Origin of the sequence: Microcoleus sp. ARI1-B5, from assembly GCF_036705795.1 — a bacterium.
GTDB lineage: Bacteria > Cyanobacteriota > Cyanobacteriia > Cyanobacteriales > Microcoleaceae > Microcoleus.
This window is the reverse complement of sequence record NZ_JAUBVK010000032.1, coordinates 1-23,288: the sequence shown is the minus strand read 5'-3', so window position 1 is coordinate 23,288 and position 23,288 is coordinate 1. Positions and strand designations below refer to the sequence as shown.

Genomic DNA, 23,288 nt, shown 5'->3' with positions numbered 1-23,288 from the left:
ACTTAGGCCTTGCCCTTAGTGTCAACTTAAGCTTTTAGTCCACCAAATCCTCTCGCCCACCCGCTAGTCCGCCAGGGGTTGAAACCCCTGTCTAATAGCGAAAGTCCTCTGAAGAGGACTGAATAGCTCATTAGTCCTCTTTGAGAGGACTTTAGCTTTGAGGCAGGGGTTTTAACCCCTGCCGGACTGTGGGTTTAACGTGTTTGTTCGGTTTAACGTGTTTGTTGACACCAATCAGCCATGCCATGTCCCTACCGCAGCTAATAACTCGGAAATAAAGGCTAAGAAAAAAGGAGAAAGTTATGGCAAATCTGAAAACTATTCGCGATCGCATTAAGTCGGTCAAGAACACTAAAAAGATTACAGAAGCAATGCGCTTGGTGGCTGCTGCTAAGGTGCGCCGCGCTCAAGAACAGGTGACTGCTACTCGGCCTTTTGCCGATCGGCTCGCAGAGGTATTGTACGGTTTGGCGGAACGCTTGCAGTTTGAAAGCCAGGATTTACCGCTGCTGAGAAAACGCGAAGTGCGATCGGTGGGACTTTTGGTGGTTTCGGGCGATCGGGGTTTGTGCGGCGGCTACAACAGCAACATCATCAGATACGCCGAAAATCGCGCTAAGGAAATCAAAGCTGAAGGCTTAGACTACAAATACGTGTTGGTAGGACGCAAAGCTACTCAGTATTTCCAGCGCCGCGAACAGCCGATCGATGCTACTTACACTAACTTAGAGCAAATTCCCACAGCACCGGAAGCAGCGCAAATTGCTGACGAATTGCTGTCTTTGTTCCTGTCGGGAACTGTGGACAGAGTTGAGCTAATTTACACTAAGTTTGTGTCGCTAATTAGTTCGCGTCCGGTAATTCAAACCTTGTTACCCCTCGACCCCCAAGGCTTGGAAACTCCCGATGATGAAATCTTCCGCTTGACAACGAAAGGCGGACAGTTTCAAGTATCGCGGGAGAAGGTTTCTTCACCTACGAAGAGTTTGCCGCGCGACATGATTTTCGAGCAAGATCCGGCGCAAATTCTGGAGGCACTTTTGCCTTTGTATTTGAACAACCAATTGCTGCGGGCTTTGCAAGAGTCTGCTGCTAGCGAGTTGGCTGCGCGGATGACGGCGATGAACAATGCTAGTGAGAATGCTAGCGATTTGATCCGTAGTTTGACGCTGACTTATAACAAGGCGCGGCAAGCAGCAATTACTCAGGAAATCCTGGAAGTTTCCGGCGGTGCTGAGGCTTTGAACGGTTAGGTTAGGGTTGACAATTTGTTGATTTTATGGTATGCGTCTGGGGGAACTCAGGCGCTTTTTTTATTTATAAAGTGGTTACAATTGACCACAATGTACTAACAAAGCCAAACTCAAGATTTTTTGCAGAAACCGGGTTTATGAGCGTAAATCATACCTAAATGACCTAAATTAACGCTCTGTAGCGTTTTTCGCGGAAAACGGCATTAATTGCACTATTGCATTAGTATGCACTAAGGCATATAATTAAAACAATGCACCTGTATGCAAAAAGCTGGTTTTTAGGCAAACTACATAAAAATGTCAAAATGTATATGTTGTAAAGCCTTGAGCCTGTATGGATGAAAACAAGACTGTGGCTATTAGAGTAGAAATGCCACCGGAGCTGCGGAACCGATTTAAGTCGGCTGTTGCTAGGGACGGTAAAAATATGAGGGATGTTTTGCTGGAATTTATGGAGCAATATGTCATGAAGGCTGAGCAACCAAAAATAGAAGCAAGTCAAAACCAAAACAACACATAGCTGCTTTGTGCAGTGGTGGAGCGATCGCATACAGGGCAAGACATTTAGTTTTTAAACTGTAAGGGAAGTCTGAAGACAGGAGCGATCGCCTACTCTTTTACCACCTCAACCAAATCTTCCACCATCACGTCAAAAGTACGTGCCAACTTCAGCAGACAAGTAAAATCAACCATGGCCATTCCCGGAGAACGTGAATAGGTGGTGAGTGTGCTGTAGATGACTCCCGATCGCTCTGAAACCTCTTTGATCGTCGGGCCTTTTTCAGCAGCAAATTCTTTAACCCGCAATCTAATTAAACCCATTGACAAAAAACTAGATTTACTCTGGGATAAAATTTTATCGTCAAAAGCGATCGCTCACTCCTGCACAATCTCATACAAATCTTCGATCGACAAATCAAAAGTCCTAGCCAACTTGTGCAAGGCTGTCACGTCAACTGTTGCTAATCCAGGCGATCGGGCATAGGTTCTGAGCGTGCTGTAGACGACGCCCGATCGCTCTGAAACTTCTTTCAGCGTCCAGCCTTTCTCAGCAGCCAACTCTCGAACCCGCAACTTAATTAAGCCCATAACCTCTTGAGATGTGATTGATATAAGCCAGAGGATTGTACTGTAAAAAGCGATCGCCTACTCTTTGACGACCTCAACCAAATCTTCCACCATCACGTCAAAAGTACGTGCCAACTTCAGCAGACAAGTAAAATCAACCATTGCCATTCCCGGAGAACGTGAATAGGTGGTGAGTGTGCTGTAAATGACTCCCGATCGCTCAGAAACCTCTTTGATCGTCCAGCCTTTCTCAGCAGCAAATTCTTTAACCCGCAATCTAATTAAACCCATTGACAAAAAACTAGATTTAGTTTTTAATAAAAATATCGTAAAAAGCGATCGCCCCAACGTCTGGAAAACTTAAAGACGATCGCCTATCCAAATTCAATCCCTTTACAAAAGTTTGTACTCTTTACAAAGGATTTGCTATAAATCATGTTAACAAAATTTTCGCGAAAATCAACCCCCAGACACAGATTGAGCCGGTTTGTCACAAAAGAGGCGATCGCGCGGCTGCTGAAAATCAAGGTAGAACAAATATATCGCTTCGAGTGCTGGGCGCATATCCTGTACGTGCACGCCAAAGGCATGAGTCGGTTTGTGAGTTATGCCGACTTTCCGCCTGTTTTGGGAGTGGAATCGCCCTCTGGTTTAGATTTTGGTTATTGGAAGCGCCGGATAGCGAGTCAGAAAGAGAGACACGCGCCGGATTTTTGGGTGGATTTTTATGCGGCGAGATTTCACAAAGCTGTTTCTGTTTCTGAATTGTTGGAGTGGGGGGAAATGGTGGGGGTGATTAAGTTTATGTTGCGATCAATAGCCGTGGAGTCGCTGCGAAAGGTTTATGCACAAGAGAAATCTCTACTGGAACATTTCTAAATTAGTCCTAGACGCAGGGGTGGTTAGAAACCGGGTTTTTTGCCCAGAAGATGCGTTACAGCCTGCAGATATGGTAAAAAACCCGGTTTCTGTGGTTTTGATTTGTCCAGAAATGTAAATGCTACTGTTTCTCCTACGCCAAACCCTGCGATACAAACCCCGCCCAATAATGGGGGCTGATAAAGACCGATTCTTTCTGGCTAAGGAACTCTAATCGATAACGAAATTAATCCTATTGATGTTTATAACTTTTAACTATCTGGCTCGTCTCCTTGATGAGTGTGAAGCTAAACTGCTAAAACCTCTTTTCCATTCACACCGGAAAGTTTTACCTATTAATTTTTCTAAGCAAATGACTTTAATATTAGAATTATGACAAGAACCATATCCATTTTGTATATTAATAATTTCACACCCTATACCTTCTAAATCATTAGCAAAGGAAATTTCTCCTTTATAATCCCCATCATCAACCGAATCACCTTCTTGCAGAGATTCATCCAGTTTCCAACATACAATATGATCGGTGACGACTAAGGGATGGTTAAATAGCTCATAGGTTGAAAATATATATTTATATTCTAATCCTTTGAGTTCTTGTTGGAATTTTTCATCATTAAATTCGGTGGCTAAACTATCAATTCCTTGACCGGAAAAATTTAAAGGCCTTAACCAAAACTTAGAGTAAGGAGAGCTTACAGAAACCAAATGAGCTAACAGTGTATATAACGCACCTACTCCATGTTCTTCTCCTAAACTAGGAACAAAAAATTTTTTACTTTTTAAAATTTCAATATCTAAAATATAAAAATGATCTCTTTGAAGAATTGAATTTTTAACTTTATTAAATTGCTTGACTTGAACTTCGCTTTTTGATTCACTAACTTCATTTCCTATTCTCTCTATCAACTGTTTAAAAACTTTGCCATCATTCAAGGAGCGATCTAGGAAGTTTTTAATTTCTTCTAAAAAATCGTCATTTCTTAAAATTTTAATTGATGCTTCACTTAAAGAATTTCTGTTGGTTACTAGCAGAAAACTACCGTTAATCATCAAAGCATAATGGGTTTGAGCTTTATTATCACTTAAAACTCTATAATCTTGTAATAAGCTCTCATTAAATATTTCATTATAAGAACATATTTTTAGTCCTTCCGAACAAACAAAAGTTCCTCTTTGTGAACTAAATCCAATACCTGACTGTTTTTTTCTTCCTTGGCGATCTAAATCTTCATAGTATTCTAAAGCTCTTCGGTTACCATCAATAGCTAATACCAAACAGTACGTAATTCCGTGAAATTTAAACACATGAGAGTTACGATAATAAAATCTACCTGAATTCAGTCGCTTTATTTCTGCTGGCGGTTTCCAGAAATGATCTTCCATACCTGGAATAACACTTGGTTTTTCAATGTATGGATATCCAGGAGGAATTTTTTCTAATTTACTGTTTTTTTCACTGCCTTTCCAAATAAAAAGCTGACATTTATCATTATAGGTAGGAGACGAATTTTTAAAAGTTGTAGCTCCTTTCGCGCTAAACCCTGTTCTCTCATAATCTAAATTTCTGACATCCCCATGTCTGGTATAAAATCTAATATAACTTTTTATATAGGGATATTTTTTGTCTGTACCGTAATAGTTGGAAAAGTTATCTACTTCTAATTTTTTGACAATAATGATGGTTCCTGTTTTTAAATTTGATTTAAAATATGTCTCATCTAAATGTTGAATAATAGACACTGTTCTAGCATCGGGCTGAGGTAATAGTTTTCTTAATGTTAACCAAGGTTGTATATCTTCTTGAATTTCAATGTTATCTTGTTCAGAGTCTAAAGTATCTCTTGGATTATCTATAACTACAGAACGCCAGTAATATTCCGTGTCCTCTTTACATCGGGTAATAAGTGCAAATTTTCCTGAAGCAAAGCAAAGTTTTGATCCTTGACATTTGTAGCCTATAGATTCCCCAAGAGTTTTAGTTGAGAGACCTATTGAGAAGAAAGCATCTATTGGAGCTACTCCATTAACTTCTTTTTCAGAGCTTATACCAATCCCATTATCAATAAATATAAACCCTTCATATTGAAGTAAAGGATATATTTCAATAACAGATGCTGTAGCATCATAGGAGTTGGAAATTAGTTCTCTAATTACTTCACATGGATCTTTCCTATTAACAGATAATTCTAATAAAGTATGTTTGTAATTAATACCGCAACGAATTTTACGATTTTTTTTCGTCATAATAAATTAACTTTACAAAATTTTTTAATTACTTATGTTATTTTGTAAGACTTAAGTTTATCATCACTCACTAGATTTGTCAAGCATGGCAAATGACAAATAAATCAGGAGTTGAGATACATGGTCAATGCTGAAAGACTGGTCTGAAGAAAGCCGTCATCAAAAACATAACCGAAAACTGCTTGATAGCTGAGGATGTGGAGTTGGTGATATTTGTCTTTTTTGTGGTCAAAGTACGATCGCCCTTGGCGATCGGTCATAATAGTAATAGCAGACTTCTTGCAAAAGTGCCATAATTCTTGAGACTCCTCAGTGCGCGATTCCAGGAGTCACTTACCAGGATTTAAGCCGCCCGACAAGATTTCGCTATACGTTTCTAAAGTGGCTTGGCTCATAATGTGCGATGGAATTCAAATTTTAACGGACAAAAAATGGTGAATAACGGGACTAACCAAACCCCTGAGCAAAATTCGGTTAATTGTGGCAGTATTGATGAATCAGAACGAGCTTTTGGTGAAACCGAAAGAGCGATTGCTGAATTTCTAGAAAGAGAGGGAAAAAATGTTAAAGCCTTGGTAGAAAAAACCGATGGAGGTAGAAATCCCGATGCTGAGGTAGATGGAAAACCCACTGAATTCAAAAGTCTAGATGCCGGTGCTACAAGCGCGACAGTAAAAAATCAGATCAACAACTCGATTAGACGAGGCGGACAGGCTAGGGATATAATTATAGATGCTAGGGCGTCTGGGTTGATAGAAGCTGAGGCTGAACGAGGTTTGCAAAGGGCCAAAAATATTACACGCGGGAAAATTGATAGCGTCCGAATTATTGGCGATAGCTATGACATCACTTTTACTGAGTTTCAATAAAGGAGGTTTTTATGTCTCGCACATTAGATATTTTTCTAGACTTTCCGCAGGAAATCGAACAGTTAGTCAAAGAATTAGAGTTTATATTAGCTCTCAAATTTGAGCTGGTTTCTGATGGTACTGACAACTGGTATGAGTTTCGCAACTCAACAATCACTCTTACTTTAGGAAAGCATGATTTTGAAAACGATCGAGATATCAAATTTGAAGAATACCCTTATAACCTCTCAATCAGAGCGTTGAACATCTCGAATGAACTTGAGAGGCAAAAGTGGTGTGATGATTTTGCTAGTTATGTTTTCCAAAAGGTGAAAGCTACAGAAAGGTATCGTTTAATGCTGGTGGATGACTTACAAGTGCAGTTAGAGGAGTTTGCGCCAGTGGTGAAGGTTTGAGCGAACATCATACAGGCAAGTTCTGAAATCAAAGGGAATATTAATTCATGGAATACTTGGAACTCGGATTAGCGAATATACTGAAGCGCGATTTTACCCATCACCCAACAACTTCTCACCGCATCAGCCATAATAGTAACAAGTAAGTTTACTAAAAGCGAATAAATAACTATGGTCACTGCTACTGCTGCACAGAATAATTTTACTTTAGAAGACTTCATGGCTAATCCCCCCGACAACATGGAATGGGTGGACGGACAACTCGTGGAGAAAAATGGAGCCACGCTCAAGCATGGTAAAATTCAATCAAGCCTGGGTTGTGCTTGGGCAAATTACATGATTTCCAGCAAACAAGGAGGAGAAGTTTATATTTCACCACCTTGCCGCACTAACCAACAAATTCGCCGCCCCGATGTCGCTTATCTCACACCCGAATTAGTTGCACAATTTGGCAATCTTGCCACTTTACCCCAAAGTTTTCCTTTAGTTGCCGAAATAGTTTCACCCACCGATATCGCTGAAGATGTCTTTCTCAAAGCACAGGAATATTTAGAATCTAGTTGTCAGGAAGTCTGGTTAGTTTTTCCCGAAAGTCGTTTAATATTCGTGATGACTCAAAATCAAATATTGACATTTAGATCCGGCGATACCGCCCGCACTCAACAAATCCTGATCGGTTTTAGCATCGATGTCGATCGATTGCTAGCTTAAACTAAATTTTACAACCTTTCATTTAGCAGCACGCGACACAAAACTCTCCTCGACCCGTTGCACCAGTTCTTAAATCAAATTGCTACAATATTGTTAAGACTCCCCCAGTCCGCATTCGCGGACTTCGTTTGTAGAGCATCGGAATTCTATTCGGTGGTATTTAATTAATCTCCCACCATTATCGGAGCAAACCGCCATGTCAGACGACTTTTCCTTAGACGAGCTTTTAAATAGAAGTTACTACGCCTTCAAAGAGGCAGAAAACCAAGTGGGACAGTGCAATGTTTTAGTCATCGGCAAAACCGGAGTCGGCAAAAGTACCCTGATCAATTCGGTTTTTCGCCAGCGCTTAGCAGAAACCGGAGTCGGCCGCCCCATCACTCAAGGCATTCGCCAATATACCAAACCGAATTGCCCAATTACCGTCTACGATACTCCCGGACTCGAACTCAACGACGAACAAATTAAAATTATTCAATTAAACGTTGCTAAACTGATTGAAGACCAAAGACTCCTGCACCCCAAAGAACACATTCACGTCATCTGGTACTGCATCAATCACAGCGCCAATAGAATAGAATCTGTGGAAGAAAACTGGCTAAAAGAAATGGAAGTCAAAGAGGTCCCAGTGATTTTAGTGCTGACTCAGACGACATCTAAAAAGCCGAGCGAGTTTTTCAAGCAACTGGAACACATGAATTTGCCAGTCAGTCAAATTATCCCTGTGATGGCTGAACCGGAAGAAATTGATGAGGATTATACAGTAAAATCTCACGGTTTAGACAAGTTAGTAGATGCAACTTTTCAACTGCTGCCGGAAGTAGCTAAAAAAGCTTTTGTTAAAGAACAAATTGCCAATATTGCGCTCAAATCCGATATGGCATTTAAGTATCTAAGTGCTTATGTTGCAGGTTCTGCAATTGTCGGTGCGACTCCTGTACCCTTTGCTGATGCGCCGATTTTGATGACGATGCAAACGGCAATGATTGCTAATATTACTGTGATTTTTGGAATGCCCTTTGATAAGGGGTTTATTTCGGCGATGCTGTCTGCTATTAGCGGCACAGGCGGGGTTACTGCTGTGGGCAGAAGTATTGTTACTAATTTGATTAAAATGATTCCGGGTGCGGGTACTGTTGTCGGCGGTGCTATCTCCGCTGCAACCGCAGCAACTCTCACGCTTGCTCTCGGTTTGGCTTACATTGAAGTGCTTAAAGCTTATATGAAAGCTCAAGTTAATGGGGAACAACTTTCTTTGCAGCAGTTGACAAAGATGTTTGTGGAATTGTACAAGGATTATGCTAGTTCTGGGCGTAAAACTTTGAACGATGACAAACCGAATCAACCTAAGCCTCCCAATCAAATTGATATTGAGTAAATTGGTAAGTAGGAATAGGTGAGTGGTAATTTGTAAGAGTTGGTCTTACAAAGGAGTCAATGACTTCTTAACTTGACTTGAGTTCGATCGACCTGCCAGTACCTGCTTTAAGACCTGCAACAAAATTCGAGGTTGAAACAGTGTGCCAGCCGATTTCAGCATATGGAACACTTCAAACAAACTGAGTGTAGTTTGAGTGTCGCGAACGGTTAAATGAATGACTTGGTTCATGTACCATCCCATGAACTTGGACGGGGCGCTGGAAGCCTTAATAGTGCCTCGAACGCTCGGGTATTTAGCATCTTGAGTCGTAGAGGCAATCCAAGGCCCTGCATTTATCTGTGCCAGTCGTTTCTGAAATGTTTTTGCCAATCCAGTTAGGCTGGGTGAGGGTTGTCCGACAATGTTTTGCAAGCAGGCCTCTAAGGTCTTCACCCCCAATGCGGCTACGGTCATGCCTTGACCGTAAATTGGTGTGAACGAACACACAGCATCTCCTAAAACCACAAACCGTTCGGGTTGTCGCTTCAGAGTTTCGTAGTGGCATAACCGATTGCCGGGAGGATAGTAAATTTCGATCGGCGTACAAGGTTTTGCGTGCTTGAGTGCGTTGTAAATCATAGGGCTGGGTAACTGCTGGAGCGCATCCAAAAGGGCAGCTTCATCTTTTGGGAGGCGGTGGGGTGCAGTGGCACAGAATCCCAGAAGCCAACGGTTATTTTCAATCGGGTACAGGATAGCCATTGAAGTTCGTTCGGGTGGAGCCGCTTGCAGGTACACGCCTTTCCAATCGGATTCAAATCCCGCAGGAATCTCGTAGACGCGGCCGGCGTATCCCATGCCAGTTGTAATCATTGTTTCCTTTGGTGCCTCATAGCCCAATGCTTTCAGCCATTTGGGGGCTTGCGAATTAAACCCGCTTGCATCCACCACCAAATCAGCGACCAAGGTCTGCTCTTGAGTCTCTCCGGTTTGCTGGCGCTGCCGGACTCTCACTCCAGCAATGCTCGTTCCATCAGGAGTTGAAATGAGCTCAGTGACATAGCTTTCCTCCAGGAAATGAAGTTGGCTCATTCCCGCTAACCGGCGGTAAATCAACCAATCCAAAATGCACCGACTGAAAGAGAGCACTGTAAATCCAGAGGGGAAACGAGCAGTCCAGCCAAAAGGATTGAGCCATTCCACATCGCCTCCCATATCCACTGTTACCGCTCCTTGAGCAATGAGTTCTGCTTCCAAGCCCGGAAACAACTCTTCGATAATTTGACGGCCTCGGGTCAGCAAAATGTGCAGTTGATTACATTGAGGAATGCCCCTGCGGGGTTCTGCTTGAAGGGGAAAACAATCTCGTTCAATAAGTGTCACCTGCTCAAAATAATCAGTCAAAATCCGAGCCGTCAGCAGTCCGGCAATACTCCCGCCAATCACCACCGCATGATGACCCAAAGTTGAATTTGTCATGATTTCATTTCTCCTCTAAATATAATTAAACCGTCTTCTAGTCGCAGGTCTGAAAACTGACTGTAAATATCTGGCTTGGGATTAACTTACCCAGATTAAGTAGGTAAGCGCAAATAAACCTGACCGTGTAACAGAATATAAAGCTATCATAACTCCTGCGATGACCTCAAAAACCTCGTTTATTCATAAATTTCTCGTTAGTTAACACAAAATTCGTAGAAACCGGGTTTCGACGCACCGGGCGCTGCTCAAAGCCCACCCCACAATAAAGAGTTCGCAAAATTAGTAGAAAATTGGTTTCGACGCACCGGGGCCTAAGTTCTGTATAATATCAGTGAATTCTGCAAAAGGGAGTAAATGGCTATGGTAATGACAGCCGTTTTATCAGAAAATGTTTCTCTAGAAGACTTTATAGCCTGTCCCGCCGACGATATGGAATGGGTGGACGGGCAAATATCGGAGAAAAATGGCATGACAGTAAAACACAGTCGAATCCAATCTAGACTAGATTTTTCTTGGAGAAATTACAAGATATCTAGCGGACAAGGTGGTGAAGTTTATACGGAAGTTCCTTGCCGTACTGACAGGCGAGTGCGTCGCCCTGATGTTGCTTATCTGACTGCTGAACTTGTTGCTGAATATGGCGATGTTCCTACTTTTCCTCAAAGTCCGCTATTAATTGCTGAAATTGTTTCTCCTACTGATATTGCGGAAGAGATATTTCTCAAAGCACAAGAGTATTTGGATTCTGGTTGTCTGGAAGTTTGGATTGTTTTCCCTGAAAGTCGCTGGATTATGATTGTGACTCAATCTCAAAAGTTGACTTTTAATTTGGGTTCTACAATCAGCACTCAGCTAGTGTTGGCGGGTTTTAGTGTTGCTGTTGATGAGTTGTTGGGTTGATGGCAAACATTATACCATTTATAAAAAGCCGTGCTACAAAACAAGTGTTGTTTTTTCTCCACCCCATGTGTAAGGTGCGTGGCTATCAGATTGTCGATCTCATTTAGGGATTTTCTCTTAGCGACACACCCTACGAATACTGTTGCATAAGTTTGGAAAAATGGTATTAGTTACGTATAAGTGCTTTCAGGCAGAGTTCGCCCGTTCTGTTCGTGATGATTTGTGAAAAAATGCTTGACAAAATGCCGATCGCCCGTTCAGCCAATTAATGAAAATAATTAGCAATAAACAATGTAGTTGTCCACTTGCACAAAATCACCAACAGCGGTAAAATACTCATTGCTTTGTTTGCAAATCTAGCGCAAATTCCAACTGGGAATTAAAACCAATAATCGCAATATGTCTAAGACTTACACTGTTGAATTGATCCACCAAGGCAGTACCTATACCGTAGAAGTGCCGGAAGATAAACAAATTCTGCGGGCGGCCAACGCTGCGGGTATTGAGTTGCCGAGCTCTTGCAATTCGGGGGTTTGTACTACTTGCGCTGCTAAAGTTATTGAGGGTCAAGTTGAGCAAGTTGATTGCATGGGCGTCAGTCCGGATCTTCAGGCAGAAGGTTATGTGTTGCTGTGCGTTGCTTTTCCCCGATCGAATTTGAAGATAGAAACCGAAAAAGAAGACATTGTTTACGATCGCCAGTTCGGTAAATCCTAGGACTAAGCTAAGATTTACGTAAGTACCTAAGTACCGCTCGCGGTAAAACCACTATGGATCGCCCTATGACAACCCATTTCATTTCCGCAGAAGTAGACCTCCACGACACCGCCGAAGAACTGCACTCAGCTATTGAAATTGAACTGCAAAAGCACGGCGAACCCCTGCGCTGGGCAGTCACAGACGTGGATGTCGATCGACAAAAGGCTTTGGTAGAAGGCTACGTGCTCGTGGAAGCATCCCCCGTAGCAGCGTGAACCCCCGCCCTTTAACAGTGGTTTTGATAGTCCCCACAGGCGTTGGAGCCTCGATCGGTGGCTTTGCAGGCGATGCGCTGCCCGTTGCTAGGGCGATCGCCCAAATCTCCGACACCCTGATCGCTCACCCCAACGTCCTCAACGGCGCTCAACTTTATTGGCCGATACCAAACGCCCTCTACGTTGAAGGTTACGCCCTTGACAAATTTGCAGCCGGATGCTGGGGCTTGCAACCGGTACATCAAAATCGCATCGGCTTAATCCTGGATTCGGCGATGGAACCGGAGTTGCAGTTGCGCCACTTGCAAGCGGTGGATGCTGCTAGAGCTACATTGGGTTTAAACGTAACTGATTGTATTTTGACCGATCGCCCTTTGCAAGTAGAATTGCGAATGTCTGAATCAGGGGCATCCTGGGGGACGATCGGCAATCCCGACAGTTTACTGCGCGCAGCCGACAAATTGATCGCACAAGCAAAAGTCCAGGCGATCGCAGTTGTCGCCAGATTTCCCGACGATGAAGGCAGCCAAGCGCTCGAAAACTACCGCCGCGGTAAAGGAGTTGACCCCCTCGCAGGCGCGGAAGCCCTCATCAGTCACCTCGTCGTCAGAACGTTTAAAATCCCCTGCGCCCACGCCCCCGCGCTTCTGCCGCTTCCCCTCGATCCGCACCTGTCCCCGCGATCGGCTGCGGAGGAAATCGGTTATACTTTCCTACCTTGCGTGCTCGCGGGGCTGAGCAAAGCTCCCCAATTTACAGCGCACAAAGCCGAGGATCGCGACCAATCGGTGATTGCAGCCGATCGAGTCGATGCGGTGGTGATACCCGCCACAGCGTGCGGCGGCAGTGCTATTCTGAGTTTGAGCGGGCGATCGACAGTACAAATCATCGCAGTGGGTGACAACAAAACTCAAATGCAAGCTTCCCCAGAAAAACTCGGAATCAAAGCTTTGCAGGTAAACTCGTATTTAGAGGCGATCGGAGTCTTGGTCGCTTTGCGGGCCGGCATCAGTCCAGCTTCCTTGGGTGCAGACATCTCTCCCCTGCGGTGTTTGTCTGACTCCATTAAACAAATCTAACAATCTAAAACCTAAAATATAAACTTGATTAAGTGGCAGAAAAACTTCCCGAAAATCCCGAAATTGAACCGTTGACGCGCACTCAAGTTTTAGTAGCAATGGGCGTGACAGCCATTATGTTGCTGGCGGTAGCTAAATTGTGGTTGCTATTTGGATCGGTATCGCTTTTGCCAGTCAAATTGATCGTAATGGATTTGCTCGCAGGATGTGCGATCGGACTGGCAATTACAGGTGGCAGTGCGATCGTTTATCGCCTCTGGCCGGGTTATCGCCGGAGTGCAGACATTTACTTGGAAGTAGTGCTCAAACCTTTGTTTTGGCCGGATTTAATTTGGCTGGGACTGCTGCCGGGACTTAGCGAAGAATTGCTATTTCGAGGCGTGATGCTGTCTGGTTTGGGATTGAATGTGACCGGTTTAGTTTTATCGAGTTTTTGTTTCGGCATTCTGCACTTGGGAGGAATGGATCAGTGGCCTTATGCTGTTTGGGCGACTGCTGTGGGATTGTTGCTGGGTTACAGTGTTTTAGCTACTGGCAATTTGTTGGTGCCTATTACGGCTCATATCTGCACGAATTTGATTTCTAGCTGTGTTTGGAAGTGGGAACACACTATGCTGAAGCGGTAGGGCGATCGCACGGACAAAGCGGGCGATTGAAGTCGCGCCTGCACGCACTTTCGTCCCAGCATAGAGGGACTTTAGCTATAAATGCCGAAAAGGTGCAAGGTTTTTTTATTTAACGAAAGCAAGAACACGCAAAGGGCGCTAAGGAAGAGAAGAGAAAGAGTTAACAATTGATATCATATTCTCGGAGAACGACACAATCAGATTGGTTCGATCGTTCGGACTCCCTTCCGCATCTATTAAGGACTCGCATTCCGAACGATCGAACCTTTTTTATTGCGGGTAATTTACGGGACATGATATCAATTGACTTTTGAGCTGTTGAAACCACCGAATCCGCTCTTTGTTAAGGCAATTGATAACTGCTCGATCGCACGATTAATTGACCTTGCGCTGGATTGCGGCTGAAAATAAAAGCTCCTTCTTGAGTTTCACCGCTTGACAAAAAATCAATTTGCTGGTCGCCGGATTCCAAGACTTCGCCGTTGACGCGCAGTTCGGCTATAACTTGCACTGATTCTGCCGTTTCGCCGCCAGTGTTAGTAACTGTAAACGGTACGTAAAATTGCCCTTGGGTTTCGCGAATTGGCTCGTTGCGAGTCACAGAAATCACCGGAGGTTCCTGTTTTTTAGTCGCCCAGTTGTAGAGTACGAGTCCGGTGATGGTAGACAGGATGAAACAGGCGATCGCAAATGTCACCCATTCAGCAGGACTTCTTTTCGATCGCCCTTCGTTACTTTCACTCATACCGCCAACCTCCCCGCCGCGCCGCCAATTGTCGCCGGCAATCCCAATACTAATGTATAGCCCAACCAAATCGACCACGGATCGTCAAAACTGAGTTTTTGGAAGAAAAACAGCATAAATGCAGAAGCCGCCAGCGATACTAAATACGCCATCACAGTTTCGCTGAGGGGACGCTGAAAAATTCCTTGCTGCTGCTGGCGTTTTGCTTGATAAGTAAAGTCGGCTGCGAATACAATACCGTAGGAAATTAGCAGCGAAGCGGCGATAATTGCTAATTGCCAAGGCGGCGAAATAGCTGCGGCTAGCATGGGTACTTCGTCAGTTGGGGCGATGTTGAAAGCAATGATCGTAGCGCCGATTAAAGTAGCGCCGATATCTGCTACAGTTGGGTTAATCGTAGGTTCGCTGTCGCTGTCTGAGCTTTGATAGCGATCGCCGCTCAAAAAACCGTTTGCCAGAGCCACTCCCAAAGAAAAAGGCAGTCCTTCAAAGATGATTTTCCCCAAAGCTTCTTGCAGCGGAGTATCCGGGGTAATTTCTTGCAGCAAAAACAGGACAAATGCGGCACCGACAATCCCGATCGCGATCGCTTCTACGGTATCTTTTGCAGCGTCTCGCCACCGGATATCCTTGGTTTTGCGAAAACCTTCAGTGCGAGTCAGCAAGAAAACGGCGATAAGAGTAGTTGCGATCGCGATCGACATTTGCGCTGGTTTAGTAGAGGAACCGATCCACCAAACCTCCATCGTATACAGCAGCGGAATCCCGAACAAAAAGCCGCCCGATGCACCTCGAATGATATCGTTTAGTTCGTTAAACCACGGATTTTTACGGTGTTTTTTTGCCTTCTTCATGTTTCGGCTAAACGGCTAATTTAAAAATTGATAAGTTCTGATTTTTATTTTACAACATTACGCAGTTGTTGATTTAGTTTCTCTTTGCTTAACTTGGTTTTGCAACCTTTCAACTTCATCAATTAACTGCAACACTGTAATTGCAATATCTGGTCTAACTTCTGGTTCGGCACTATTGTCAATCTGTGAATGCGCCCAATCTTGCAGTTGCTTTAACTTTCTTAGTTTGCTAAAGACAGGATTGCCATCATGTTCAGCAATACTCGCAACTTCCTGACTGAATGCAGCTAACCTAGCAAAGAGCTCATCCTTCCACGAGCCTGCTAAAATGTGCTGGTTCACTGTATAATGTGCCTGGTTAGGAGCAGTGAATGTCACATTAAGCTGAGTTAAAAAAATATTATCTAAACCTTGTGATGCCTCAATCTTTTCGCAAACAATCTTGAATATTTGTGTAAATTGTTGCTGTTCTTCAACTGTAAGCGGACGAGCGAACACCACAGTATGAGTATGTGCAGTAATCCCATTATCTGTAGTTTGGCGATTTGTATAACGAATTGTTAAATCGTTCATGGTGTAATTTTTTTTCATTTATCCTGCTTCCTGGCTAGGTTGAAAGTCAGCTTTTTCATTTAAAAATTCAAAGGCATTTATCTCTTTGCCAAATACCTCGATGTAGCAGCGAATAGCTGACTTGACATCAGCTAATGCTTCCTCATAGGTGTCGCCTTCACCAACTACGGCACCTTTGATGCCAAAGGGATAGGCTACATAACCGTCGGGATGTTTTTCAATGATGATTCTAAATTGTTTCATCTGCGCCTCTTGATTTTTACACTAAGTTAATTCACCACCGCCGCGCGATCGCACAAGCATCAAAAATAGTGTGAAAATTGACTCCTTGCGTAATTCCTGTAATTGTTAAATCCTTCTCATTGTATTTTTTTCATCCTGTTTGCGTGCGGGTTTTTAAACATTTGATCTTACTCCTCGTATTCATCCACTAACCACTTTTTTACTCAGTGTTTTCAATGCCCTTAAAGTGCAAGCTGAATTTCGGAAGATTCTCCCAAAGCTTCGTTGACAACAATCAGTTTTCCTTGACTATCTGCCCCTAATTGTTGATTGGCATTGAGTAATTCAATTCCATAAATAGTACCGTCGGCGGCAATGTCCACATTCATTTGATCGCTAACCTGGATAGTTTCTACCTGTGCGGTTTTTTCTTGCAGGTATATATAAGCTACGTTGTATCTCGGATCGTAAGTCAGTTTCACGGGAATCTCCTGATCAAAAGAATTTGATAATTACAGTGATAATTAGCCAGTCTTCGCCTTCTGACGCTGCGATCGCCTCCACTTTCTTCATAGCATAAACTTTTCCCTGCCACTGGGCATTGAAGGAAAAGTTGCGCCTAAATCCGGTTCTGCCAAATTGAGCTGGAAAAGTTGTGCCACTTTCAACAGTGGCAATTACTTCTGCCTCAGTTGCACCTCTCTCAATCAATCGTGCTCGAGCATGGGGATGTAATCTAACGCTCACGTTGCTATTACCTCCTTTTTGCCTCTTTATTTTTATACTAACTTAATTCACCACAGCCGCGCGATCGCATAAGCATCAAAAATAGCATCAACGCTCAAGACGGGTCTCTGTTGGGCCATAGATTGGGCAATTATCAGCCTGTCAAATGGATCGCGGTGATGCAAAGGCAGTGAAGCCACAACCTCAATGTGGTCAAAACTTATTTCGAGTATCTCAATTCTATTAACTGCGATTTGCTGCTTGACAAACTCCATAAAAGGCCTACTAAAATTTAGCCGGCCTATGCTGTGCTTAATCGCCATTTCCCAGACACTAGCTGTACTGAGGAGAATATCGTTATCTCCGTTGTCAATTAGCGATCGCCCTGTTATGCTGAGTCTTGAACTGTCTGTCCTGTACCAAATAAAGGCATGAGTGTCCAACAACAGCCTCATTCCATGTACTCCTTAAATTCTTCTAGCGGTTCGTCAAAATCATCGGACATCCAAACCATGCCTTTAGCACTTCCTGCTTTCCGATTGGGTTTAGCTTGTTTGGGAATTCCTACCAATTTTACAACGGGCTGATTATCTTTACTAATCTCAACTTCTTCGCCTCTCATCGCCGCCTCGATTAATTCCAGCAGTTTTTCTTGAGCCTCAACAATATCTACTTGATACATAACTCGTGCCTCCCTATACATTTTATATTGAAGAATTGGGAATGACTAATGAAGCTTGCGATATTGTATTTTCATCAAAGAAAAGACCAGATTTGTTTTACTCTATTTCGCACTTGCGCCAAATCATCAGGGGTTAATATTCCCAGTCTCCTTTCAACTAAACTTTTTTGTAATGTGTTCAGTTTATGTAAACGAACCACTGAAGGTCGCTTTAATCCTGCTTGTTGCCATTCCTGAATTTCGACATCAAAGGTTGTACGAGGAATTTGACTGGTTATCTTGGCAACAATCATGTCTTCATCTCCTGTGTCCAACAGTACCAAACCAGGACGGCGTTTAGTTTCGGCTGCACCCGCGAAGATGAATGCGACTATAACTAATTCTCCCGACTGATAATTAGTCATAGCTCAAACCTCATCGTAAATTGCATCTTCTTCGCTGCAATCAGCAAAGAATTCTTCGGCGGCAAGACGATGCCAATCTGTTTTTTCCTCTACTTCATCTGCTTCTGAGTTTGTTTGTTCATTCACCAGAATGATCACTCTTACATCTTGGTTGACTGCCAAGTATTTTAAAATGTCATCTGTCAAGTTTATTTTTCCTTCCGATGTAACTTTTGCTGGAAATTCGTAGGCTTTCATAATGTGAGTCTTAGATTTGTATTTACCCAGTTATTGCTACCTTAACATAATCTCAATTTGATAAATCCTCTGACTCCAAATCAATCGACTGCAACTCCATATCATCCGACTGCAACTGAGCCGGAGTAGCCGGAATCGCCGCAATAATTGCATCAATCACTTTAGCCACCGGAATAATCTGCATTCCCAAATCCGGTACGGGTTGATTCTTAGGAACGATCGCCCTTTTGAACCCCAACTTAGCCGCCTCCCTCAGCCGCAATTCTAACTGAGCAACAGGCCGCACCTGTCCCCCCAAACCGACTTCCCCAAGCAAAACAGTGCGCGCATCAACCACCCGATCGCGAAAACTGGCCACAACAGCGATCGCAACTGCCAAATCCGCCGTCGGTTCCTCCACCTTCAACCCGCCCACCGACGCCACAATCGTATCCAACTTAGATAAAGGAATCCCCACCCTTTTCTCCAAAACAGCCAAAATTTGCTGCAATCTAGAATTGTCCACACCAGTAGTAGAACGGCGCGGCGAACCAAAACTCGCAGGGCTGACTAACGCCTGAATTTCTACTAAAATCGGTCGAGTTCCTTCGCAAGCAACAGTCGTCGAAGTACCGGGCGAAAATTCATCTTTATTGCCTAAAAACAACTCCGACGGATTATCTACTTCTCGCAAACCGTGTGCTACCATTTCAAAAACACCGATTTCGTGAGTCGCGCCAAAACGATTTTTCATCGATCGCAAAAGCCGGTGAGAAGCAAAGCGATCGCCCTCAAAATAAAGTACAGTATCTACCAAATGTTCCAAAACCCTCGGCCCCGCCAAAGCTCCATCTTTCGTAACGTGACCGACAATAAATAAAGTAATATTTTCTCTTTTCGCCACCTGCATCAAAGCCGAAGTACATTCCCGCACCTGAGCCACCGAACCCGGAGCCGATGTTAAACTAGCAAAATAAATAGTTTGGATGCTGTCAATCACCGCCACATTCGGTTTCAGCGCTTCCAACTCCCGCAAAACCACTTCTAAATCCGTCTCCGGAAGCAAGTAGAAATTCTCCGCTGAATTGTCCTCGGAATCCGTTTTAACTTCCCCGTTGCTGCCAGATTTATGTCCGCCGTTGCTTGACAGATCGACCGGATTAGCCACGCCCAAACGCTGCGATCGCAACTTCACCTGCTGGCCGGACTCCTCCGCACTGACATACAGTATTCTATCCTTGCGCGCCAACATATTCGCCACCTGCAACAGCAGCGTCGATTTCCCAATTCCCGGTTCCCCGCCAATCAAAACCAGCGAGCCCGGAACAATCCCGCCTCCCAAAACTCGATCGAGCTCTCCGAAACCAGAAGGCCAGCGAGACTGAGTTTGGTCAGCAATCTGCGATAATCTAAAAGATACCCTCGGTTGACCCTTCGACTTATCAGGGGGCGAACCGCCCGCTGCCTTAGTTGTCACCCCAGTTAAACCAGCCCGCGGCACACCAGCAGTAGGTTGTTCTACCTGCTCGTCAAAAGAATCCCACTTCTGACAGCTAGGACACCTGCCAAAATATTGTGGTGAATCATAGCCGCATTCCCGACAAATATATTGTATTCGAGGCTTAGGCATTGTTTACCATGATAAATAGTCACCCTAACATTTAGAAAAGTCTGAGTTAAAGCAATTATCAAGCTTTCAGACCGATCGCCGCACATGATTCAATCTGTGTCTTCTATGATAGGGTACAAAAAATTAACATTATCTGAAATGTAACTTAAGGAGTGCTCGGTAAATTGGAAAACCATAAAGAAAAAATTCTGGTAGTCGATGACGAAGCCAGTATCCGGCGCATTCTGGAGACTCGCCTTTCCATGATTGGCTACGATGTCGTCACCGCTGCTGACGGCGAAGAAGCTCTCGAAACATTTCGCAACACCGAACCCGACTTAGTAGTTTTGGACGTGATGATGCCCAAACTCGACGGTTACGGCGTCTGTCAGGAGTTGCGAAAAGAGTCAGACGTACCCATCATCATGCTAACCGCTTTGGGAGACGTAGCCGATCGCATCACCGGTTTAGAATTAGGCGCCGACGATTACGTCGTCAAACCCTTCTCTCCCAAAGAACTCGAAGCCCGCATCCGTTCGGTACTGCGCCGGGTTGACAAAAACGGCGCGTCAGGCATTCCCAGCTCTGGAGTCATCCACGTCACCAACATTAGGATTGACACCAACAAGCGCCAAGTTTACAAAGGCGACGAACGAATTCGGCTCACAGGCATGGAATTTAGCTTGTTAGAGCTGCTTGTCAGCCGTTCTGGAGAGCCTTTTTCGCGATCGGAAATTTTGCAGGAAGTCTGGGGATACACGCCAGAACGCCACGTAGACACCCGTGTAGTGGACGTTCACATCTCCCGGCTGAGGGCAAAGTTGGAAGACGACCCCAGCAACCCTGAATTAATTCTCACCGCCCGCGGCACCGGCTATCTGTTCCAGCGAATTGTTGAAATTGGCGAAGTCGGTTGACAGTTGACAGTTGACAGTTGGCAGTTGGCAGTTGGCAGTTGGCAATTGGCAGTTGTTAAATTACCAACTACTAATTATAAAACTTAAGCACGGGTATCCAGAAACCGGGTTTTTCAACCAAACTACTTGGTTAAAACCCTCAATCTCGGTAAAAAACCCGGTTTCTGGGTGAGCGAGTGCGTCAAAGCCTAAATGACAACTATCAACTATCAACTATCAACTGTCAACTGTCAACTGTCAACTGTCAACTATCAACTGACCAATGACAAAATCTGACCCAAATAAAGTGTTGCGGCAATTGCCTTTAGTTGCAGGAGGGTTAGCAGGTACGCTGCTGATGGTCAACCGCTTGCTGACAGAGCAAATTACAGATTCTCAAGCTCGATCGGACGTTTTGGGAGTAATTATCAGCGCTCTGCTGATTTTAACAGGTTTGCTGTGGCAGCAGGTGCAAGCTCGATCGCCCGATTCCGTACAGCTTATCGGCGAAGAAGGTTTCGAGCTGGCACCGGATTTGCCGGAGGCTGTCAAACTAGAATTAGCTTGGGCGTCGCGTTTGCTCTTGACAAATACTGCCACAAGGGCGATCGTCATTGTATATCGAGGAAAAGTCTTATTGAGGCGCGGCATCTTAGGCATCAATTCCGAAGTCAAGCCAGGGCCAATATTGCAGCGAGTGCTCGACAAAAACAAACCAGTTTATTTAGTAAATCTCAATATCTATCCCGGCAAAATCGAATTCGACTATTTGCCAGAAAATACCCAAGGAGTCATCTGTCAGCCGATCGGCACTCAAGGCGTGTTAATCTTAGGCGCTAACGCGCCGCGCAGCTATACCAAACAAGACGAAAACTGGGTAGAAGGCATTGCCGAAAAACTAGAAAATACCCTCAGCCAATTTGAGATTTGAGATTTGAGATTTGAGTCGTAGGGTGCGTCAGGATGCGTTATTTTATCAATCATCGAGAAGCTATGTTCGCTCCGCACCTTACTAAGCTGTTCAGCAGTAGGATGCAAAGTGCATAATTTTCTCAATCATCCAAAAGCTACAAGCTGACACACCCTAATGCCACAGTCAGATTGTGCGGAAATCGTTAACACCAATGGAGGTAGCATTGACTCCAGTTAGCGAAGCAAATACTTCTCCACTTCCCTTAAATTTAATCAGCGCATTGTTATTGTTCTGAGTTATTTCTAACTGGTTAAAACTCAAACCTCCCGACAATCCAATCAAATCTTGACCTGTCACAAAATCAGACACAATATCAAATCCTCCATCGAATCCGATGACAAAAGTATCCTTACCCAAACCGCCACTCAAGCTGTTATTGCCTAAACCTCCAAACAAAATATCATTACCTTCGCAACCGAGAAGCGTGTCATTTCCTAAGTCTCCATAAATCGAATCGTTGCCCTTACTACCGTCAATTAAATCATTGCCTTGACCGCCATAAGCTAGGTCATCTCCTGCACCGCCGCACAAAGTATCGTCGCCGAGTTGTCCGTAGAGACTATCATTGCCTTGACTGCCGAGAATTACATCGTTTGCTTTACCGCCGAATAAGGAATCGTTTCCTTTGCCACCGTCGATGAAGTCATTGCCTTCATTGCCAAAGATTAAGTCATCATCTTCTTTGCCGTTAATTGAATCGTTGCCCTGATTCCCGAAAAGAGTATCTTCACCAAAATCGCCAAGAATGATATCGTTTCCTTTGCCGCCAAACAGGAAGTCGTCTCCTTTGTTGCCGTAAATAAAATCGTTGCCTTCATTGCCGTTGAAGATATCGTTAAATTCGCCACCAAATAGATTGTCGTTGCCTTCTTTGGCATCGAAGATATTGGGATTGTTGCTGCCCAAATATGCGTCGTTTTTGGGAGTACCAATTAGCAGACCACCACCATTGATAATGTTATCAATTTGTTGGTTTGGTTGGTTGAGATTGGGATACTCAATTTTGTCGCAAATGCAGTCTGTATCAGGGGTTGGTGTTGCCGTCGGAGTGCCCGTCGGGGTTGGCGTTGGAGTCGGAGTTCCCGTAGGCGTTGGCGTTGGAGTTGGGGTTGGAGTCGGAGTTCCCGTCGGCGTTGGAGTCGGAGTTCCCGTCGGCGCAGGCGTTGGAGTCGGAGTTGGAGTCGGAGTTCCCGTCGGCGTTGGAGTCGGAGTTCCCGTCGGCGTTGGCGTTGGAGTCGGATTGGGAGTCGGAGTCGGATTGGGAGTCGGAGTCGGATTGGGAGTTGGTACGGGTGCAGGCGTTGGAGTCGTTACGGGTGCAGGCGTTGCTGTGGCTGTGACTGATGCGGAAATCGCAAAATCAAAAGGATTTTCATCGCTGTCATTATTGACAAATTGCAGCGTACCTGTTTTATTTCCTGCTGTTGCTGTATCTACTTGAACTTGCAAACTAGCACTACCGTTGGCTGCGACAGTTGCAGGTAAATTTCCGACAATGCTAAATCCGGTTGGTAGGGTAGGATTACTGAGATTTAAAGCTGCTGT

General features: G+C 44.3%; 31 protein-coding genes and 1 pseudogene. 14 read left to right on the top strand and 18 right to left on the bottom strand.

Annotation, left to right across the window (positions count from 1 at the left end; translation table 11 throughout):
* The first annotated feature begins 302 nt into the window (after window positions 1-302).
* Together QUB63_RS29405 and QUB63_RS29400 are read left to right on the top strand one after the other, a co-directional pair.
* Window positions 303-1,253: a F0F1 ATP synthase subunit gamma gene (locus tag QUB63_RS29405; RefSeq protein WP_332948908.1), complete on the top strand. Its 951-nt coding sequence runs from the start codon at window positions 303-305 to the stop codon at window positions 1,251-1,253.
* A gap of 334 nt (window positions 1,254-1,587) precedes the next feature.
* Window positions 1,588-1,773, top strand: a complete 186-nt coding sequence (locus QUB63_RS29400; protein ID WP_190657378.1) for a copy number control protein — start codon at window positions 1,588-1,590, stop codon at window positions 1,771-1,773.
* A gap of 89 nt (window positions 1,774-1,862) precedes the next feature.
* On the opposite strand, the gene QUB63_RS29395 is transcribed toward QUB63_RS29400, so the two are convergent.
* Genes QUB63_RS29395 through QUB63_RS29385 form a run of 3 tightly spaced genes read right to left on the bottom strand, consistent with a single transcriptional unit; the run spans window position 1,863 to window position 2,612 of the window.
* The gene (locus QUB63_RS29395) at window positions 1,863-2,075 is read right to left on the bottom strand and encodes a helix-turn-helix domain-containing protein (protein ID WP_332948907.1); all 213 of its coding nucleotides are present in this window, start codon (window positions 2,073-2,075) and stop codon (window positions 1,863-1,865) included.
* Between the two features lie 54 nt (window positions 2,076-2,129).
* A complete protein-coding gene (locus tag QUB63_RS29390) occupies window positions 2,130-2,342 on the bottom strand; it encodes a helix-turn-helix domain-containing protein (RefSeq protein ID WP_190657372.1) in 213 nt (70 codons plus the stop codon).
* A gap of 57 nt (window positions 2,343-2,399) precedes the next feature.
* A complete protein-coding gene (locus QUB63_RS29385) occupies window positions 2,400-2,612 on the bottom strand; it encodes a helix-turn-helix domain-containing protein (RefSeq protein WP_006631112.1) in 213 nt (70 codons plus the stop codon).
* Between the two features lie 144 nt (window positions 2,613-2,756).
* Here QUB63_RS29385 and QUB63_RS29380 point away from each other — a divergent pair, with 144 nt between their 5' ends.
* Entirely contained in the window at window positions 2,757-3,200 is a 444-nt protein-coding gene (locus QUB63_RS29380) for a hypothetical protein (RefSeq protein ID WP_332948906.1), read from the top strand.
* Between the two features lie 255 nt (window positions 3,201-3,455).
* Here QUB63_RS29380 and QUB63_RS29375 read toward each other — a convergent pair whose 3' ends face one another.
* Together QUB63_RS29375 and QUB63_RS29370 are read right to left on the bottom strand one after the other, a co-directional pair.
* Entirely contained in the window at window positions 3,456-5,447 is a 1,992-nt protein-coding gene (locus QUB63_RS29375) for a hypothetical protein (RefSeq protein WP_332948905.1), read from the bottom strand.
* Between the two features lie 104 nt (window positions 5,448-5,551).
* The gene (locus QUB63_RS29370; protein WP_332948904.1) at window positions 5,552-5,707 is read right to left on the bottom strand and encodes a hypothetical protein; all 156 of its coding nucleotides are present in this window, start codon (window positions 5,705-5,707) and stop codon (window positions 5,552-5,554) included.
* A 171-nt stretch (window positions 5,708-5,878) separates the two neighbouring features.
* Here QUB63_RS29370 and QUB63_RS29365 point away from each other — a divergent pair, with 171 nt between their 5' ends.
* The 4 genes from QUB63_RS29365 to QUB63_RS29350 all read left to right on the top strand — a co-directional run bounded on the left by QUB63_RS29365 (window position 5,879) and on the right by QUB63_RS29350 (window position 8,800).
* Window positions 5,879-6,316, top strand: a complete 438-nt coding sequence (locus tag QUB63_RS29365) for a hypothetical protein (protein WP_332948903.1) — start codon at window positions 5,879-5,881, stop codon at window positions 6,314-6,316.
* Between the two features lie 11 nt (window positions 6,317-6,327).
* Window positions 6,328-6,711, top strand: a complete 384-nt coding sequence (locus tag QUB63_RS29360) for a hypothetical protein (RefSeq protein ID WP_332948902.1) — start codon at window positions 6,328-6,330, stop codon at window positions 6,709-6,711.
* A gap of 171 nt (window positions 6,712-6,882) precedes the next feature.
* Window positions 6,883-7,422 (top strand): Uma2 family endonuclease, encoded by a 540-nt coding sequence (locus tag QUB63_RS29355; protein WP_332948901.1) that lies wholly within the window; start codon window positions 6,883-6,885, stop codon window positions 7,420-7,422.
* A gap of 196 nt (window positions 7,423-7,618) precedes the next feature.
* Window positions 7,619-8,800 carry a YcjF family protein gene (locus QUB63_RS29350; protein ID WP_332948900.1) on the top strand — a complete coding sequence of 394 codons (1,182 nt, stop codon included), beginning with the start codon at window positions 7,619-7,621 and terminating at the stop codon, window positions 8,798-8,800.
* A 45-nt stretch (window positions 8,801-8,845) separates the two neighbouring features.
* On the opposite strand, the gene QUB63_RS29345 is transcribed toward QUB63_RS29350, so the two are convergent.
* On the bottom strand, window positions 8,846-10,261 hold the full coding sequence (locus tag QUB63_RS29345; protein WP_332948899.1) for an FAD-dependent oxidoreductase: 1,416 nt from the start codon (window positions 10,259-10,261) through the stop codon (window positions 8,846-8,848).
* A 357-nt stretch (window positions 10,262-10,618) separates the two neighbouring features.
* On the opposite strand from QUB63_RS29345, the gene QUB63_RS29340 reads away from it, so the two are divergent.
* The 5 genes from QUB63_RS29340 to QUB63_RS29320 all read left to right on the top strand — a co-directional run bounded on the left by QUB63_RS29340 (window position 10,619) and on the right by QUB63_RS29320 (window position 13,843).
* A complete protein-coding gene (locus tag QUB63_RS29340) occupies window positions 10,619-11,164 on the top strand; it encodes a Uma2 family endonuclease (RefSeq protein ID WP_332948898.1) in 546 nt (181 codons plus the stop codon).
* Window positions 11,165-11,563: 399 nt separating this feature from the next.
* The gene (locus QUB63_RS29335; RefSeq protein WP_332948897.1) at window positions 11,564-11,881 is read left to right on the top strand and encodes a 2Fe-2S iron-sulfur cluster-binding protein; all 318 of its coding nucleotides are present in this window, start codon (window positions 11,564-11,566) and stop codon (window positions 11,879-11,881) included.
* 65 nt (window positions 11,882-11,946) lie between these two features.
* On the top strand, window positions 11,947-12,138 hold the full coding sequence (locus QUB63_RS29330) for a hypothetical protein (RefSeq protein ID WP_332948896.1): 192 nt from the start codon (window positions 11,947-11,949) through the stop codon (window positions 12,136-12,138).
* Window positions 12,135-13,217: a DUF3326 domain-containing protein gene (locus QUB63_RS29325; RefSeq protein ID WP_332948895.1), complete on the top strand. Its 1,083-nt coding sequence runs from the start codon at window positions 12,135-12,137 to the stop codon at window positions 13,215-13,217. The genes QUB63_RS29330 and QUB63_RS29325 overlap by 4 nt, the downstream gene beginning before the upstream one ends.
* A gap of 32 nt (window positions 13,218-13,249) precedes the next feature.
* Entirely contained in the window at window positions 13,250-13,843 is a 594-nt protein-coding gene (locus QUB63_RS29320) for a CPBP family intramembrane glutamic endopeptidase (protein WP_332948894.1), read from the top strand.
* Between the two features lie 343 nt (window positions 13,844-14,186).
* On the opposite strand, the gene QUB63_RS29315 is transcribed toward QUB63_RS29320, so the two are convergent.
* From QUB63_RS29315 to radA, 11 genes are all read right to left on the bottom strand, one after another.
* A complete protein-coding gene (locus QUB63_RS29315) occupies window positions 14,187-14,588 on the bottom strand; it encodes a TIGR02588 family protein (RefSeq protein ID WP_332948893.1) in 402 nt (133 codons plus the stop codon).
* Window positions 14,585-15,442, bottom strand: coding sequence for a TIGR02587 family membrane protein (locus QUB63_RS29310; protein WP_332948892.1), 858 nt, complete (start codon window positions 15,440-15,442; stop codon window positions 14,585-14,587). Before QUB63_RS29310 ends, QUB63_RS29315 begins: the two co-directional genes overlap by 4 nt.
* Window positions 15,443-15,499: 57 nt before the next feature.
* Window positions 15,500-16,033, bottom strand: a complete 534-nt coding sequence (locus tag QUB63_RS29305; protein ID WP_332948891.1) for a hypothetical protein — start codon at window positions 16,031-16,033, stop codon at window positions 15,500-15,502.
* Window positions 16,034-16,258: a type II toxin-antitoxin system HicB family antitoxin gene (locus QUB63_RS29300; protein ID WP_332948890.1), complete on the bottom strand. Its 225-nt coding sequence runs from the start codon at window positions 16,256-16,258 to the stop codon at window positions 16,034-16,036.
* A 221-nt stretch (window positions 16,259-16,479) separates the two neighbouring features.
* A complete protein-coding gene (locus QUB63_RS29295; protein ID WP_332948889.1) occupies window positions 16,480-16,719 on the bottom strand; it encodes a DUF2283 domain-containing protein in 240 nt (79 codons plus the stop codon).
* Between the two features lie 13 nt (window positions 16,720-16,732).
* Window positions 16,733-16,984 carry a DUF4258 domain-containing protein gene (locus QUB63_RS29290; protein ID WP_332948888.1) on the bottom strand — a complete coding sequence of 84 codons (252 nt, stop codon included), beginning with the start codon at window positions 16,982-16,984 and terminating at the stop codon, window positions 16,733-16,735.
* 47 nt (window positions 16,985-17,031) lie between these two features.
* Window positions 17,032-17,418: a type II toxin-antitoxin system VapC family toxin gene (locus QUB63_RS29285; protein ID WP_332948887.1), complete on the bottom strand. Its 387-nt coding sequence runs from the start codon at window positions 17,416-17,418 to the stop codon at window positions 17,032-17,034.
* A complete protein-coding gene (locus tag QUB63_RS29280; RefSeq protein WP_332948886.1) occupies window positions 17,415-17,645 on the bottom strand; it encodes a type II toxin-antitoxin system Phd/YefM family antitoxin in 231 nt (76 codons plus the stop codon). Before QUB63_RS29280 ends, QUB63_RS29285 begins: the two co-directional genes overlap by 4 nt.
* 74 nt (window positions 17,646-17,719) lie before the next feature.
* On the bottom strand, window positions 17,720-18,049 hold the full coding sequence (locus QUB63_RS29275) for a type II toxin-antitoxin system PemK/MazF family toxin (RefSeq protein ID WP_332948885.1): 330 nt from the start codon (window positions 18,047-18,049) through the stop codon (window positions 17,720-17,722).
* A gap of 3 nt (window positions 18,050-18,052) precedes the next feature.
* Window positions 18,053-18,286, bottom strand: a complete 234-nt coding sequence (locus QUB63_RS29270; RefSeq protein WP_332948884.1) for a hypothetical protein — start codon at window positions 18,284-18,286, stop codon at window positions 18,053-18,055.
* A gap of 52 nt (window positions 18,287-18,338) precedes the next feature.
* The gene (gene radA / locus QUB63_RS29265) at window positions 18,339-19,895 is read right to left on the bottom strand and encodes a DNA repair protein RadA (protein WP_332948883.1); all 1,557 of its coding nucleotides are present in this window, start codon (window positions 19,893-19,895) and stop codon (window positions 18,339-18,341) included.
* Window positions 19,896-20,059: 164 nt separating this feature from the next.
* Here radA and rpaB point away from each other — a divergent pair, with 164 nt between their 5' ends.
* Window positions 20,060-20,791, top strand: a complete 732-nt coding sequence (rpaB, locus tag QUB63_RS29260; protein ID WP_071587789.1) for a response regulator transcription factor RpaB — start codon at window positions 20,060-20,062, stop codon at window positions 20,789-20,791.
* A 262-nt stretch (window positions 20,792-21,053) separates the two neighbouring features.
* On the top strand, window positions 21,054-21,701 hold the full coding sequence (locus tag QUB63_RS29255; RefSeq protein ID WP_332948882.1) for a cofactor assembly of complex C subunit B: 648 nt from the start codon (window positions 21,054-21,056) through the stop codon (window positions 21,699-21,701).
* 165 nt (window positions 21,702-21,866) lie between these two features.
* Here QUB63_RS29255 and QUB63_RS29250 read toward each other — a convergent pair.
* Window positions 21,867-23,288 (bottom strand): annotated as a pseudogene (locus tag QUB63_RS29250) (calcium-binding protein); the annotation flags it as partial.